The following is a 15,038-nucleotide window of genomic DNA, read 5'->3' on the forward strand; positions in this document are numbered from 1 at the left end:
TCGCGCTTATGCTATAATATAACATGATATTTTAGGAGGTTTTTAATGTGGATGTAAAACAAATTCTCCAAAACTTTTATAAAAAATTGCGAAACTTATGGAACAAGGGTGAAATCCAACGTTCCTTTCGAATTAGTTATGATGTCATTTGGAATATAATTTTATTTTTTATCATCATTGGATTTATCGGTTTATTCCTTGGACTTGGTGTTGGTGCTGGTTACTTCGCCTCCTTAGTCAAAGATGAACCAATCCGTAGCCATGAAAGTATGGAAAAAGCAATCTATAATTATGAAGAAACAACGAAACTATATTTTGCTAATAAAAAATATATGGGAGATGTTCGTTCTGATCTGCATAGAGAAGAAATTACATTAGATAAAGTATCTGATACATTGATTCATGCAGTAATTGCTACAGAAGATGAATATTTTAATGAACATAATGGAATTGTTCCGAAAGCAATTGTTCGTGCAATGGCACAAGAAGCACTTAATTCAGATACAAAAACAGGGGGAAGTACACTCACCCAACAATTAATTAAAAATCAATTATTAACAAATGAAGTTTCTTTCGATCGAAAAGCAAAAGAAATCTTACTAGCGATGCGATTAGAAAACTTTTTTGAGAAAGAAGAAATTTTAGAAGCTTATTTAAATGTCATTCCCTATGGAAGAAACTCTTCCGGCAGAAATATTGCAGGGATCCAGACAGCTGCACAGGGTGTTTTTGGAATTGATGCGAAAGACTTAAACATTCCACAAGCAGCTTTTCTAGCAGGAATGCCTCAGAATCCTTATAAATTCACACCTTTCGCACTTGGTGGTGAACTAAAAGATAAAGAAGGACTAAAACCTGGTATAGAGCGTATGAAAGTCGTTCTTAAAAGAATGCAAGAAGAAAACTATATATCAGAAAAAGAATATCAAAAGGCAGTTTCCTATAATATTGTAGAAGATTTCACAGATAAAAAGGATTCTTCTAGAGAAAAATACCCATACGTTGTCAAAGAAGTTCAAAACCGAGCAACAGATATTTTAATGGAACATTTAGCGAAAGAAGATGGCGTATCAAAAAAAGAACTTGAGAAAGATGAAGAACTTGAAAAAAAATACAAAATCTTAGCTAAACGAGATTTAAAAATGAAGGGATATCGAATCTATTCAACTATCGACAAAAAAATCTATGATAGTTTTCAGAAAGTCGTTGAAAACTACCAACACTTTGGACCGGATCAAATGAAGGAAGTTAAAGATGAGGAAACTGGAGAATTTAAAAACATTCCAGATCCTGTTCAAGCAGGAGCATCATTAATAGAAAATAAAACTGGTAAAGTGCTTGCATTTGTCGGCGGGCGTGGATTTGATATCGATGAATATAATTATTCTACTGAAGTATATCGTCAAAATGGAAGTACAATGAAACCATTAGCAGGATATGCTCCCGCTATGGAAATGGGATATATCCAACCAGGAACACCGATTGCAGATATCCCACCAAGAGGTGGTGGTGGACCAAAAAATTATGGTGGCACCTATTATGGTTTAGTTTCTGCCCGTGAAGCACTGGCTCGTTCCTATAACGTATCTGCTGACAGACTTTATAGAGAAATAATGCATACAAATCCTGTCAAGACATATTTGAAAAAAATGGAGTTTCCAAAATTAAAAGCTGAAGAAGGATTATTACCTTCTACTGTTCTTGGTGGTTTAGAAACAGGTGTGACAGTAGAACAAAATACAAGTGCATTTGGAACATTTAGTAATCAAGGAAAATATGTTAAACCACATATTATCGAGAAGATTACAACGAAAGATGGAAAAATAATCTATGAACACAAACCTAAACCAGTTAAAATCTTTTCACCACAAACAGCTTATTTAACCTATGATATGTTGCGTGATGTTGTTCGTTCCGGTACAGCCGCTTCTTTGCCATCTCAATTACACCATAGTGCGGTTGATTGGGCAGGGAAAACAGGAACAACAAATGACTATAAGGATGCATGGTTTATTGGTACCAACCCAAATGTAAGCCTTGGAAGTTGGATTGGTTATAAATCAAATAAATCATTAAATTACTGTCCAGGATGTTCTTTATCTTATAGTCAAAGAAATTTAAAATTCTGGGCTGAATTAGCTAATGCTGCTACTGCTATTAACCCAGAATTAATTGCTCCACAAGAACGCCTAAAACGTCCAGATGGAATTGTTAGTCGAAGCATTTGTGCTGTTTCTGGTCTGTTACCATCTGAATTATGTAGTAAGGTTGGATTGACACGAACAGATATATTTAATGCAAAATATGTTCCAACAAAGGTAGATGACAGTTTAGTCGGTAGTGGAGGATCAGGTTTAGTAGTTGTCGATGGAAAAACCGTTCCAGCAGGACCAAAAACACCAAAAGAGTTTGTTAAAGCAGGTGGTGGATTTGCCTTTAACCCTGACTTCATCAAGCGTAAGGGATATGATTATCTTGGCGACTTGTCGCAATTGATTCCTAGACGTGGTAACCCTGAAGTTTGGGGGAAAATAGGCGGGGCAAAAGGGCAAACAAGTAGTGCTATAAAAGACACAGGAAAATCACCTGCTTCGCCAACATCTGTAAATGGTGCAGGTAATAAATTATCATGGGGTAAACCAAGTAGTAAGAATATTGTTGGCTACCGAGTCTATCGTGCAGATAATCCAAATGGATCTTTTAGCTTAATCGGAAGTACCACCAATACTAGCTATTCTATTGGAGGAAAAGCAGCTGCATACCAAGTAAAAGCTGTCGATTACTTTGGAAGAGAATCCTCCTCTTCTAAATCAGTATTGATTGGAAAGCCAACAGAAACAAAACAGAAAAAAGAACCATCAAACGATACCGAGGAAAAGAAAAACGAAGAAAAAGATAAGCGACAGGAAAAAGATACAGAAAAAAAGCCCGAATCAAATAAAGAAACAAATGACCAAAACAAAAATGAACCACAGAAAGACAAAGCAGTGGAGGATGATAAAGAGAATTCTCCAAATAAACCAGACTCTAATGATCAAGACTCAAGTGATCAAGATGAAAAAGAAGTAGAAGACTAATCATTTATTATTGATGGAATAAAGAAGAGGACTTTCCTCTTCTTTTCTTTATCGCAGTTTAACCGGCTCTAAGACCCCACTGATTAAAGTTTCACTTTATCATAAGAATAATTTTAAAACTTATTCACATCTACCACTTATATTAAGTATAAAATTCTGTATAATAAAGTTACATAGATTATTATAGTTTTAAGGGGGTACTGTGGTGAGGCATAACAAGACCTATTATTCTAGAACGAAACAAACTACCCATGGTGATGTGATCATAGAAGGACCTGTCAAGCCTGAACAATTGCAGAATTATAATTTTGACGACGGTTTAACAGCATTTCGTCCGCCTAAGAAACAATTTGAAGCATTATTAAAAATTGCCGCCTTTCCAGAAGGCCGGATTATAATTGCAAGAACTGAAGATACAATTATCGGGTATGTTACCTTTCTTTATCCAGATCCATTAGAAAGATGGTCAACATTCGATATGAAAGATTTGCTTGTATTAGGGGCAGTAGAAGTTACTCGTCACTTTCGCCAATTTAAAATTGCTTCTAGTTTATTAGAAGTCTCCATGATGGATAAATTTATGGAAAATTACATTATTATCTCGACCGAATATTATTGGCATTGGGATTTGAGAGGTACTGGATTAAATGTATGGCAATATCGTAAAGTGATGGAGAAAATGATGGCTAATGGTGGATTATTACCTAAAACAACAGATGACCCTGAAATCATCTCCCATCCTGCTAATTGTTTAATGGTTCGAATTGGAGAAAATGTTACAGAGGAATCTTTGGATACATTTCGTACACTACGTTTTTTAAGCAAATATAGGCAACAAAAATCATTAGGAGGTGGAGTTTAATGCTTGTAGAGAAAATTATGAAAAAAAACGTCATTACTTTGTCTTCCACTGCCACTGTTCTTGAAGCACTACAGTTGCTTCAAGAACATCGAATACGACATATTCCAATCATCGACAAGGAAAAGCATGTCATCGGGATTGTTTCCGATCGTGATGTTCGTGTTGCAAGTCCTTCTATTTTAGATAAACAAGCAAATCAACAGGTTCTAAAAAAGGAGATAAGAGAAATCATGAGCACCCCAGTTGTTACCATTCATCCACTCGACTTCGTGGAAGACATTGCTAAAATATTTTATGAAGAAACATTTGCATGTCTTCCTGTCGTTCGGGAAGGTAAATTAGTTGGGATTGTAACAGAAAAAGATATGCTCTATACACTGATTCAACTAACTGGGACACATATGCCAAGTTCTCATATTGAATTAAAAGTACCCCATGAACCGGGAAACTTAGCATCTATTTTAGCTGTCTTTGGAAAAAGAAAACTAAATATAACTTCTCTTTTAATTTACCCAGACCACGAAGATTCGAATTATAAAATTGTTGTTATCCGTGTACAAACGATACATCCACTTCCTGTTGTAAAAGATTTGCAAACGAACGGGTTTGAAGTGATTTGGCCAAAGCCTTTACAGGGGGCAGAAGAATGACCTGTAAAAGCTCTTTTGTATATTCAAAAAATCTATTAAACTATCACTTTTATGCAGATCACCCGTTTAACCAGATCCGAGTTCGGTTGACAAAAGAATTATTAAAATCAATGAATCAACTCCATGAACATTCCATTATGAATCCAAGGATGGCAACAGATGAAGAATTAGCATTATTTCATGACAGGACATATATTGAAGCTGTTAAATTAGCAAGTAAAGGAGAGCTGCCATCAAGTAAACAAGCTGATTTCGGATTAAATACAGACGATACACCAGTTTTTGAAGGGATGCATGACGCTGCTGCTTTAATTGTTGGTGGAACATTAGAGGCTATTGATGCAGTTTTACAAAACAAAGTATCTCATGCATTAAATCTAAGTGGTGGATTACACCATGGATTTAAGAGAAAAGCATCTGGCTTTTGCGTTTATAATGATGCAGCGGTTGGTATTCAATATATACGAGAAAAATATAATATGAACGTACTTTATATTGATACAGATGCCCATCATGGAGATGGTGTACAGTGGGCCTTTTATGAAGATCCTCATGTCTGCACTTTATCCATTCACGAAACTGGTCGCTACCTTTTTCCAGGAACGGGTTATGTAAATGAACGTGGTATTACAAAGGGATACGGATATAGTTTTAATATCCCCTTGGATGCATTTACACAAGATGAATCTTTTATCTCAATTTATGAAAACGCATTCAGGGAAATAATTGACTTTTTTAAACCAGATGTGCTGATTACACAAAATGGTGCAGATGCTCACTTCTTAGATCCTCTCACACATTTAAATTCAAGTATGAAAATTTATGAGCAAATTCCACTTTTAGCCCACCAATTAGCACATGAATATTGTGAAGGAAGATGGATTGCACTTGGTGGCGGCGGGTATGATCTATGGAGAGTTGTTCCAAGAGCATGGGCACAAATATGGAAAGTAATGAATGATAACCAACCTTTTACAGGAAAACTACCAAATGATTGGCTCTTAAAATGGCAAAAAGAAGCACCTGTCACATTACCAACATATTGGCATGATCTTGAAGAAGATATCCCCGTTATTCCACGTAAAGAAGAGATTATGGAGAAGAATAACCAAATGTTAGAACATGCTTTAAGCTATATAAAAACACAAAGAAATTTAAAATAAGAAGGACACATTAAAAGCGTCCTTCTCTTCCTTTATAATTATTCCTCTTTATCTCCATGTTCTAATACCACTATTTCAACACGTCGATTTTTCTCCCAATTTTTCGGGGAGTCGTTTTGTACTCTTGGTCTTGTGTCGCCATATCCAGCAAGGGAAAACCTAGATTTATCAAAATGAAATTCTTCAATTAAATAACGTACAACACTACTTGCTCGAGCACCTGATAGTTCCCAATTGGATGGATAACGAAAAGTAGAAATTGGACGATTATCTGAATGTCCCTCTACTTTTACATGATTAGGAATGTTTTTTAATAAGGAACCTACTTTATTTAAAAAAGGTTTTCCAGAATGAAGAATATCTGCTTCTCCTGTTTCGAATAGTATTTGTTCCTGTAAAACTAACACAACACCCCGGTCTGTTCGGTTTGCGGTAATCACATTATGTAAGTCATTTTCGTCTAAATATCCTTCTACATCTTTCACCAATTTATTTAATGCGTCTTCTTCATTTTCATCCGATTGTTCTGATTGTTTCGTCGGTAAATCATAGTCATTTGGAGATTTTCCTTTAGTCAATTCTCCATGGTTGGGCGCTGGGTATTCTACTGGTACTGCTGATGGTTGAAAGTCAAAAATAGCTCGATTCCGAAATGAATCAGACACAGCTTGAAATTTAATCGAATCAATTCGTGACATAGAAAATAGTAAAATGAAAAAAACGAGTATTAGTGTAATCATATCTGAATAAGTAACCATCCATTTTGGAGCTCCCGTATTTTTTCTTCTTTTTATTTTTCTACGCTTCATGAATCGATTCCTCCACGATTGGTGTTTCTTCTCCCATAGCTTTTATCTGTTTTATATCACTTTCTGTTAAAAAAGCACTTAGCTTTTCTTCTAAAATACGTGGATTTTGGCCAGATTGCACACCGATTACACCTTCGATAATAATTTGTTTTAAAAAGATGTCTTCCTCTGTTTTCGTTTCCAATTTATTTGCCATTGGTATAAAAACGAGGTTTGCGAGAATTGTTCCGTATAATGTTGTCAGTAATGCTACAGCCATACTTGGTCCTAAGGATTCAGGGTCTTCTAATGTTGTTAACATAAGAACGAGTCCAACTAATGTTCCAATCATTCCCCAAGAAGGTGCATATTCTGCACATTTCTCTATGATTTGACGACCACGGTATTGTCTTTCTTCCATCGCTGTAATTTCTGCATTCATAATATCATTAATCATTTCTGGTTCAATGCCATCTACTGCTAAATGAATTCCTTTCTTTATGAAGGGATCATCTACATTTTCTAATTCATTCTCTAATGCAAGAATACCTTCTCTTCTTGCACGTTCAGACAAATGAACAAATAGAGCAATTAAATTAGGAAGACGTTGGTCATTTTGATGAAATGCCTCTTGCATTACTTTCCCAGTCATCTTAATTTGCTCTTTGTTAAATGAAATAAGTAAGGAGGCAAGCATCCCACCAAAAACAATTAAAATAGACGAGAAATCAAAGAATGTAGCAGCATTTTCACCGCCTCTTGTTGAAATTGCTACAATAAGCATAATAAAACCTAGTGTTATACCAATAGGAGTCAAAAAATCCCGTTTTCTCATAGTCTCTCTCCTCAACCTTGTTGATTAATGAATAAACACATTTACAGGAACAAAAAAATGCATGTCCTTTTATTTCATAGAGCTGGCTCCAGCTCAAATGAAAAACACCCGCTTCTTGAGAGCGAGTGTATTATGCCGTCAAGTTGCGAAATAGGTGTAATTCCAATCCAGGTAAAATAAATATTTTTACTGAATTTATCTTTATTAGCTATTACACATTTATTATCGGCATAAATTTTATTTTGTTGAGTTTCTTTTTACAATTCGATGAGGTAAAATCACTGTTGACTCTTCTACCTCTTCTTTATTCATTAATTTCGTTAATAAACGCATCGCTACAGCACCAATATCATATGTCGGTTGGTCAATTGCTGTTAGAGTTGGACGAACCATTGTGGAAAGCCTTGTGTTATTAAAACCAAACACTTCCAAATCCTCTGGAACCTTTAATCCAAAGTCTTGTGCACCATGAATAACTCCCATTCCTAGTTCATCAGAAGCAGTAAATACAGCAGTAGGTCTATCATCTAATTTCAATAGTTGCTCTGCTGCTTTCATTCCTGAATCATGTGTGTATTGTCCATGAATAATATAATCATCATTAATAGGAAGGAATGCCTCTTTTAATGCTCGAATATACCCCTTATATTTCAATTGGTTTATAATTGCTTCTTCATTTTCAGACACAAAAGCAATTCGTTCATTTCCTTGGTCAATTAAATATTTCGTTGCTTCATAACCCGCTTTTTCATAATCTATATTTACAGAAGGGAGTTTATCATTTTCATCATACGTAGTAGCCAATACAACCGGTACTGATTCCCCTTTAAACTGTTCTAAGTGTTCATCTGAAATCGTATCACTCATGAACAAAATACCATCCACCTGTTTTTCATACATGGTATTAATTAATTGTAATTCTCTTTCTTTATTTTGGTCGGAATTATTTAAGATAATATTGTATTTATACATGGTAGCAATATCTTCTATTCCCCGAGCCAATTCCGCAAAAAATATATTAGAAATATCCGGGATAATCGCTCCTACTGTTGTTGTTTTCTTGCTAGCTAATCCACGAGCAACCGCATTTGGTCGATATCCCAGACGTTCAATTGTATCCAATACCTTTTTTCTTGTGGATGGTTTCACATTTGGGTTACCATTAACTACCCGTGAAACTGTTGCCATTGATACATTTGCTTCTCTTGCCACATCATAGATTGTAACTGTCATACTAATTCCTCCATATTTTGTTCATTTACAATGATACCCTTTTTCAATGAACACCATTCAGATTCCATTTTGTCTGACTTTATCATACGCTAAGGAAAATAAAAATTCAATTCAAAGAACTAAACTACCTTAACAAGTGTAGTTAGCAAGCTAACGATATTGATTTTTCAAATAATAACTTCTTATTAATAATAAAAATATCCCCTATAAGTATCAGATTTGATTTACGCAATCTGTACACTTATAGGGGAACATATCATTATCTTACAGGTACTTCCGTTCGAATTCGATTTTGCAAATCCTTTAGTTCTTCCATAAAATGATCAAACATTGGAATATCCATCTGCTGGGCAGAATCTGATAGAGCTACTGCTGGATCCGGATGAACCTCTGCCATGACTCCATCTGCGCCGATTGCTAATGCTGCTTTAGCGGCTGGAAGTAATAAATCACGTCTTCCGGTAGAATGTGTAACATCCACTATAATCGGTAAATGTGTTTCTTGTTTTAAAATAGGAACTGCAGAAATATCTAGTGTGTTTCTTGTTGCTTTTTCATATGTTCGAATTCCACGTTCACATAGAATAATTTGCTCATTTCCTTGAGAGATAATATATTCCGCTGCTTTCATGAATTCTTCGATAGTAGCTGACATTCCTCTTTTTAACAAAATAGGTTTCGTTGCTTTACCGGCTGCCTTTAATAATTCAAAATTCTGCATGTTCCGTGCACCTATTTGAATAACATCAAGATATTGCTCTGCTTCTTCTATATGTGCCGGGTTTACAATTTCACTTATAACTGCTAAATCATATTTATCTGCAATATCTTTTAAAATTTGTAATCCTTCAAAACCCAATCCTTGAAAATCATAAGGAGATGTCCGCGGCTTAAATGCCCCACCCCTTAATAGTTTTAATCCCTTTTGTTTCATTGCTTTTGCAACATGTTCTACTTGTTCATAACTTTCTACAGAACAAGGTCCCATAACATATTGTGGGGATCCATTTCCAATAGCAGTGCCTTTAACCGAAATAACAGTATCTTCTGGTTTCCGTTTTCTGGATACGAGTAATGCTTTTCGATGATCATCTTCTTGAAGCTCTAAACTAGCTTTAAAAATCTCTTTGAAAATATGTTCAATCGTAGAATCTTCAAATGGCCCATCATTTTTCCTTACGATGCTATTTAACATTTCTCTTTCTCGTATAGGGTCAAATTTTTTCATACCTTGTTTTACTTTAATTTTCCCTATTTCTTGAACTAATGCTGCTCGTTTATTTATAAGTTCAAGTAACTCTAAATTCAGTGTATCAAGTTCTTCACGATGTTGATCCATTTTATTACCAGACATTTTCGACACTCCTTTAATATTTTTAAAATTATCCATATTTTAATAATTGTTTTTCATTATAACAAATTAGTACTACTTTGGCTAATAGTTTTTCCTTTATTCAAAATAAGTTTATAATATATATTTCTAGTATATTTTAGGAGAGAAAACATTCATGAAAAAACATATTTTTGCACTTGATATTGGAACGAGATCTGTTACAGGAATTATTTTAAAAAAAGTAAAGAATCAATTTGAACTTGTTGATTATTGTATGAAAGAACATCAAGCACGTTCCATGCACGATGGCCAAATTCATGATGTAAAAGAAGTCTCTCATGTTATTAAACTAGTAAAGCAGACACTTGAAGATAAGCACGGACCATTACATCATGTATGTGTAGCTGCTGCCGGCAGATCATTAAAAGCAATACGAGCATCAACAGAATTTGCTTTAGAACATAGACCAATTATATCAGAAGAAACAATAAAACACCTTGAATTAAGTGCTGTCAACCAAGCACAAAAAAAGCTATTATCCAAAGAGGATGTTATAACCCCTGCAAATTATTATTGTGTTGGTTACTCTGTCTTACATTATAAATTGGATGGGGAAACAATTGGTTCATTGATTGAACAAAAAGGAGAGTTTGCGACTGTTGAAGTAATTGCTACTTTTTTACCAAAAGTAGTTGTTGAATCACTTATCGCAGCATTAAAACATGCAGAGTTAAAGATGCAATCATTAACATTAGAACCTATTGCTGCTATCCATTTATTAGTTCCTGAATCCATGAGAAGACTAAAACATCGCTTTAGTCGATGTTGGTGCTGGTACAAGTGATATTGCACTTACTTCAGATGGCACTGTTATTGCATATGGAATGGTCCCAATGGCAGGAGATGAAATTACAGAAGCAATTAGTGATCAATATCTACTCGATTTTCCCGTGGCAGAACGATCAAAACGAGATATCGTTTGTAAAGGAAAAGCAGTAGTAACAGATATATTAGGGTTTGATAGGGAAGTATCCATTGAAGAAATGATACATCATATTTATACACCGATTGAGCAATTAGCAGCATCTATTGCCGAGGAAATACTTTGTTTAAATTCAAAAGCACCTAAAGCCGTCATGTTAATTGGAGGTGGAAGTCTTACTCCTAAATTACCAAAATTAAATGATCAATTACAACTAGTGAAAAAAAAGCAACAACCCTTTATTTTTCAAGATATTTTTCGTTTTATTGAATTTTCCACGGAGAAAACAAGAGGAAATTATCGTTTATTAAAAAATGGACTAACAACTAGTTTTGATGCAGAAATTCATCATGGAGATCAGCTTGCCATAGAATGGTTTTATGTTTAAAAAAGTATTTTCTTCATATACACATACTTGTTGCTAACACTGAAATTCTAAAAATACCCATAATAAAAACAGGCTAGTGATCCCTAGCCTGTTTTATATTATTCTTTGTCGATTTTTTTTGCTGTTTCTTCTAATTTTTCAGCAACTTCTTCTAACGCTTCTTCAGCAGATTCCAATGCTTCATCTTCTATATTTCGGAGGTCATTTATTTTTTTCGTTGCGGTATTTTTTAAATCTTTTGTCTTATTTGCCACCGTTTGTGATAGTTCGGATGTTTTACTTGCTGCTTTATCCTTCCATTCACCACCAACAATAAGTGCTTTATCTTTTAATTCGATACCTTTCATTTGTGCCGTTTCTTTCCATTCATTTGCACGAACAACAGCTTTTTGAGATTCAGCAGTAATATCTCCTCTTAACTCTCTACCTGACTTCGGTGCAAATAGCAGAGCTAAAGCGGCACCTGTAGCAGCTCCAATAACTGCTCCGATAAAAAAATCACCTGTACGACCATTATTTTGACTCATTTAAAGAACCCCCCCAATAAATGATTATTTATTTTTATTTTTTCTCCAAAGCTCCAAAAGAGCGGAACCCCATTTTACTGCCTGTGATGCTTGTTCTTGATTTTCAGATGCGTCACGGCTAATTTTGTTTGTAATATCGCTTAAAGATTGATTAAAATCATTAATAGTTTCCCCTAGACCTTTTACACCATCAAAAACACCATCTAATTTAGCAGTTTTTTGGTTTACATCTTCTGCTAAATGATTTGTTTTCTTTAATAATTCAGTCGTCTCAGATGTTATTCCTTCAATTTGTTTTTCAAATCCTTCTAATGTGTCTGCCACATTATTCATTGTGCGTGAAACAGCTTTTAGCGTAATCGCTAAATAAACTACAAGTACTGCAAACGCTACTGCCACAATTAATGCTGAAACATATAACAAGCCTTCCATTTTCGAACAACTCCTTCTGGCGATTTAGAATTCAATTTAAAATGTATTATTATTTTATCATTTACAACGAATGATGCTTGTCCAAATACAAAATAAGTAGATATGACTAATTTTACCATATATGGACAACCTTGTTCAATTAAACTGATATTTTATTCATATTTAGGGAAAAAGCGTGATTAATCAATTACATGGAACACATGTTTTTTCATATGCTTGTTGGAACTTTTGAATGTCGCCTGCCCCCATAAAGATAAGAACACTATCTTTATATTGTTTAAGTATTTCTGTCTTTTCAAGATCAAGCAAGGAACTACCTTCGACAAGCTGAATCAATTGTTCTATTTTCATTTGCCCAGAATCTTCTCTTGCTGAGCCAAAGATATCACATAAATAGACATGATCTGCTAAATTTAAGCTATTAGCAAACTCTTGTAGAAATGTTTTTGTACGTGTAAATGTATGTGGTTGAAAAATCGCAATAATTTCCTTGTCAGGATATTTTTTTCTTGCTGAATCAATCGTTACTTTAATTTCAATAGGATGGTGCGCATAATCGTCAATTAAAACTTGGCTACCAATCTTTTTTTCAGTAAAACGACGTTTCACCCCTTTAAAAGAGGAGATTTCCTTCATTTCACTAGCTTCAATTCCTTCATAATGGCACATTGCAATAACAGCTAATGCATTTAGTACTTGGTGATTGCCATACATTGGAATTGAAAATGTGTCATAATACGTATTTCGTACAAAAACATCAAATGTCGTTCCTTCATCTGTCTCCGTGATATTCTGTGCTTGAAAGTCATTAGAAGCAGATAAACCATAATATACTACAGGAACCTTTGCTTGAATCTGCTGTAGATGTTCATCATCTCCACATGCAATAATTCCTTTTTTTACTCGGTCCGCCATTTCTTGAAATGCTTGAAATACATCATTAATACTGGAAAAATAATCAGGATGATCAAAGTCAATGTTTGTCATAATTGCGAAATCTGGTTCATAACTTAAAAAATGACGTCTATATTCACATGCTTCAAACACAAAGTATTTGCTGTCAATATGCCCTTTACCAGTTCCATCCCCAATTAAATAAGAAATTGGATAAGACTCATCTAGAACATGTGCCAACAGACCTGTTGTCGATGTTTTTCCATGTGATCCCGTTATTGCAATACTTGTATATTGTTTTAGCCATTCACCTAGGAAATCATGATAACGATAGAAGGTAACGCCTTGTTCTTTAGCTTCTTTCACTTCGATATGTTCATCCGAGAATGCATTTCCCGCAATCACAATTAAGCCTTCTTGTATATTTTCCTTAGAAAATGGGTAGATTGGAATTTGCTTTGCACGTAATGCCTCTTCTGTAAAAAATGTTTTTTCCACATCTGAACCTTGTACTTTCTCTCCAGAGTCATGAAGTATTTGTGCTAATGCACTCATTCCAGTCCCTTTTATACCAATAAAATGGTAAGTTTTCATAAAAAAGAACCCCCAAATATGTGTGTAAAGCATATTCTTACAATATGCTTTTTACAAATCATTGTAGTAAACACCATTTTTAAATATCTTTGTCATTATACCATTTGTATTATAGCAGAACAAAACCTAGATGGAAAATAAATATCCATTTCGTTTATATTTATTGTTTGTGATATTCTACTTTCTCCAAACGTGGATTTGGCCGATGCCGGCGTCCTTCCTTCGCACAAGGTGTTCCATTCAATAAAACATTATCACCTGTAAAGCCAATATTAATCTTTAATAAACTGCCTCCTACTCCATACATATCCACAGGTACACCTTGTTGTTCAAAATATTGTATTCGTTTTTCTGTAAATCCTCCACTTACCATTATCTTTACATGTTTATACCCATCATTATCTAATGCTTTTCTTAATGCGAAGACAAGTTCTGGATTTACTCCTCGAGGGTCAAACGTTCCCATTTGATGATGATTTCTAAGGAAATATTTATCAACCAGCGTGCGGGAAGTGTCTAATCTAACTCCTTTTAATTCTTGCCCAAATTCACGCGCCACTTTCAAAGAATCTGTAATCACATCGTTATTAAAATCGACCAATGCTACTAAGTCATCTTCTGGAAATATTTCATGATATGCACGAGTTGCTGCAACAACATCTCCACGAAACATTTGAATTAATGCGTGTGGCATTGTTCCCATTCCCTTTTTCCCCCACCATTCATTCATTGCATGTGTTGCTTGGGCAGTAGAGCCACCAATAAAAGCTGAGTACCCATCTCCAGCTTGTTGTGTGTAGTGATCGTCTCGGTCCCCCATGAAAATTACTGGTTTTTGTTTTCCAGAAGTTCGTGCCGCTTTTACAACATTATATACATTTGTAGCTACAGAAGTTCTTCTTGCTAAAATCCCATCAATAATCCCCTCTAAAAAGCCAAATTGTTGGTAGGAACCAGAAATAGTTAATACAGATTCAAATGGTTCTATTTTGTCTCCATCTTTTAAAGAATGGATTTCTAATGTTTCCGGTTTATCTGCAAATGTATGAACAAGTGCAATCGCTTCATCTGTCCCACATAATACAGCATGCTCTTTTTGGAAAAATTGCATTGTCACATAATTGTCTGGTAGCTTTTTCTCAGCAATTTCCCGTGTTTTTAAAAAATATACAGCTGAGAACCAGCCTTCAGCGATTCTTTCATCAAATTTAAATGTTTTATTCGTTAATCGATCAATCTTTCCAGCCAATTTTTTCTCGATTTCTTTCATTGTTTTCTCC

12 protein-coding genes and 1 pseudogene are annotated in these 15,038 nt (G+C 34.7%); 5 read left to right on the forward strand and 8 right to left on the reverse strand.

The window, feature by feature from the left end; translation table 11 throughout:
• Positions 1 to 47: 47 nt before the first annotated feature.
• The 4 genes from FHP05_RS14095 (at position 48) to FHP05_RS14110 (ending at position 5,752) form a co-directional block, all read left to right on the forward strand.
• Positions 48 to 3,077, forward strand: coding sequence for a transglycosylase domain-containing protein (locus tag FHP05_RS14095; RefSeq protein ID WP_147670428.1), 3,030 nt, complete (start codon positions 48 to 50; stop codon positions 3,075 to 3,077).
• Positions 3,078 to 3,282: 205 nt separating this feature from the next.
• Entirely contained in the window at positions 3,283 to 3,939 is a 657-nt protein-coding gene (locus FHP05_RS14100) for an N-acetyltransferase (RefSeq protein WP_147670430.1), read from the forward strand.
• Positions 3,939 to 4,589, forward strand: a complete 651-nt coding sequence (locus FHP05_RS14105; protein ID WP_147670432.1) for a CBS and ACT domain-containing protein — start codon at positions 3,939 to 3,941, stop codon at positions 4,587 to 4,589. The genes FHP05_RS14100 and FHP05_RS14105 overlap by 1 nt, the downstream gene beginning before the upstream one ends.
• A complete protein-coding gene (locus FHP05_RS14110) occupies positions 4,586 to 5,752 on the forward strand; it encodes an acetoin utilization protein AcuC (protein ID WP_147670434.1) in 1,167 nt (388 codons plus the stop codon). Before FHP05_RS14105 ends, FHP05_RS14110 begins: the two co-directional genes overlap by 4 nt.
• Positions 5,753 to 5,790: 38 nt before the next feature.
• Here FHP05_RS14110 and motS read toward each other — a convergent pair whose 3' ends face one another.
• From motS to FHP05_RS14130, 4 genes are all read right to left on the reverse strand, one after another.
• Positions 5,791 to 6,561, reverse strand: a complete 771-nt coding sequence (motS, locus tag FHP05_RS14115; protein WP_147670436.1) for a flagellar motor protein MotS — start codon at positions 6,559 to 6,561, stop codon at positions 5,791 to 5,793.
• Positions 6,551 to 7,375 (reverse strand): flagellar motor protein MotP, encoded by an 825-nt coding sequence (motP, locus tag FHP05_RS14120; RefSeq protein ID WP_147670438.1) that lies wholly within the window; start codon positions 7,373 to 7,375, stop codon positions 6,551 to 6,553. The genes motS and motP overlap by 11 nt, the downstream gene beginning before the upstream one ends.
• Before the next feature lie 237 nt (positions 7,376 to 7,612).
• The gene (gene ccpA / locus FHP05_RS14125) at positions 7,613 to 8,608 is read right to left on the reverse strand and encodes a catabolite control protein A (protein WP_147670440.1); all 996 of its coding nucleotides are present in this window, start codon (positions 8,606 to 8,608) and stop codon (positions 7,613 to 7,615) included.
• A gap of 259 nt (positions 8,609 to 8,867) precedes the next feature.
• A complete protein-coding gene (locus tag FHP05_RS14130) occupies positions 8,868 to 9,962 on the reverse strand; it encodes a bifunctional 3-deoxy-7-phosphoheptulonate synthase/chorismate mutase (RefSeq protein ID WP_147670442.1) in 1,095 nt (364 codons plus the stop codon).
• A 154-nt stretch (positions 9,963 to 10,116) separates the two neighbouring features.
• Here FHP05_RS14130 and FHP05_RS14135 point away from each other — a divergent pair.
• Positions 10,117 to 11,119: pseudogene (locus FHP05_RS14135) on the forward strand (cell division protein FtsA); the annotation flags it as partial.
• 290 nt (positions 11,120 to 11,409) lie between these two features.
• Here the strand turns inward: FHP05_RS14135 and FHP05_RS14140 are convergent.
• The 4 genes from FHP05_RS14140 to FHP05_RS14155 all read right to left on the reverse strand — a co-directional run bounded on the left by FHP05_RS14140 (position 11,410) and on the right by FHP05_RS14155 (position 15,028).
• On the reverse strand, positions 11,410 to 11,838 hold the full coding sequence (locus tag FHP05_RS14140) for a YtxH domain-containing protein (protein WP_147670444.1): 429 nt from the start codon (positions 11,836 to 11,838) through the stop codon (positions 11,410 to 11,412).
• 24 nt (positions 11,839 to 11,862) lie between these two features.
• Complete coding sequence (locus FHP05_RS14145) at positions 11,863 to 12,270, reverse strand: DUF948 domain-containing protein (protein ID WP_147670446.1); 408 nt, start codon at positions 12,268 to 12,270, stop codon at positions 11,863 to 11,865.
• 183 nt (positions 12,271 to 12,453) lie between these two features.
• A complete protein-coding gene (murC, locus tag FHP05_RS14150) occupies positions 12,454 to 13,758 on the reverse strand; it encodes a UDP-N-acetylmuramate--L-alanine ligase (RefSeq protein WP_147670448.1) in 1,305 nt (434 codons plus the stop codon).
• A gap of 160 nt (positions 13,759 to 13,918) precedes the next feature.
• Positions 13,919 to 15,028: a nicotinate phosphoribosyltransferase gene (locus tag FHP05_RS14155; protein WP_191126366.1), complete on the reverse strand. Its 1,110-nt coding sequence runs from the start codon at positions 15,026 to 15,028 to the stop codon at positions 13,919 to 13,921.
• Positions 15,029 to 15,038: the final 10 nt, after the last annotated feature.

This window comes from Cerasibacillus terrae (genome assembly GCF_008039555.1).
Taxonomy (GTDB): Bacteria; Bacillota; Bacilli; order Bacillales; family Amphibacillaceae; genus Cerasibacillus; species Cerasibacillus terrae.

What these genes read in the sequence shown, in the direction of transcription:
- FHP05_RS14110 (WP_147670434.1), top strand. Translation starts at nt 4,586, where the DNA reads ATGACCTGTAAAAGCTCTTTTGTATATTCAAAAAATCTATTAAACTAT.
- ccpA (WP_147670440.1), bottom strand. Translation starts at nt 8,608, where the DNA reads ATGACAGTTACAATCTATGATGTGGCAAGAGAAGCAAATGTATCAATG.
- motS (WP_147670436.1), bottom strand. Translation starts at nt 6,561, where the DNA reads ATGAAGCGTAGAAAAATAAAAAGAAGAAAAAATACGGGAGCTCCAAAA.
- FHP05_RS14140 (WP_147670444.1), bottom strand. Translation starts at nt 11,838, where the DNA reads ATGAGTCAAAATAATGGTCGTACAGGTGATTTTTTTATCGGAGCAGTT.
- FHP05_RS14105 (WP_147670432.1), top strand. Translation starts at nt 3,939, where the DNA reads ATGCTTGTAGAGAAAATTATGAAAAAAAACGTCATTACTTTGTCTTCC.
- motP (WP_147670438.1), bottom strand. Translation starts at nt 7,375, where the DNA reads ATGAGAAAACGGGATTTTTTGACTCCTATTGGTATAACACTAGGTTTT.
- FHP05_RS14130 (WP_147670442.1), bottom strand. Translation starts at nt 9,962, where the DNA reads ATGTCTGGTAATAAAATGGATCAACATCGTGAAGAACTTGATACACTG.
- murC (WP_147670448.1), bottom strand. Translation starts at nt 13,758, where the DNA reads ATGAAAACTTACCATTTTATTGGTATAAAAGGGACTGGAATGAGTGCA.
- FHP05_RS14155 (WP_191126366.1), bottom strand. Translation starts at nt 15,028, where the DNA reads ATGAAAGAAATCGAGAAAAAATTGGCTGGAAAGATTGATCGATTAACG.
- FHP05_RS14145 (WP_147670446.1), bottom strand. Translation starts at nt 12,270, where the DNA reads ATGGAAGGCTTGTTATATGTTTCAGCATTAATTGTGGCAGTAGCGTTT.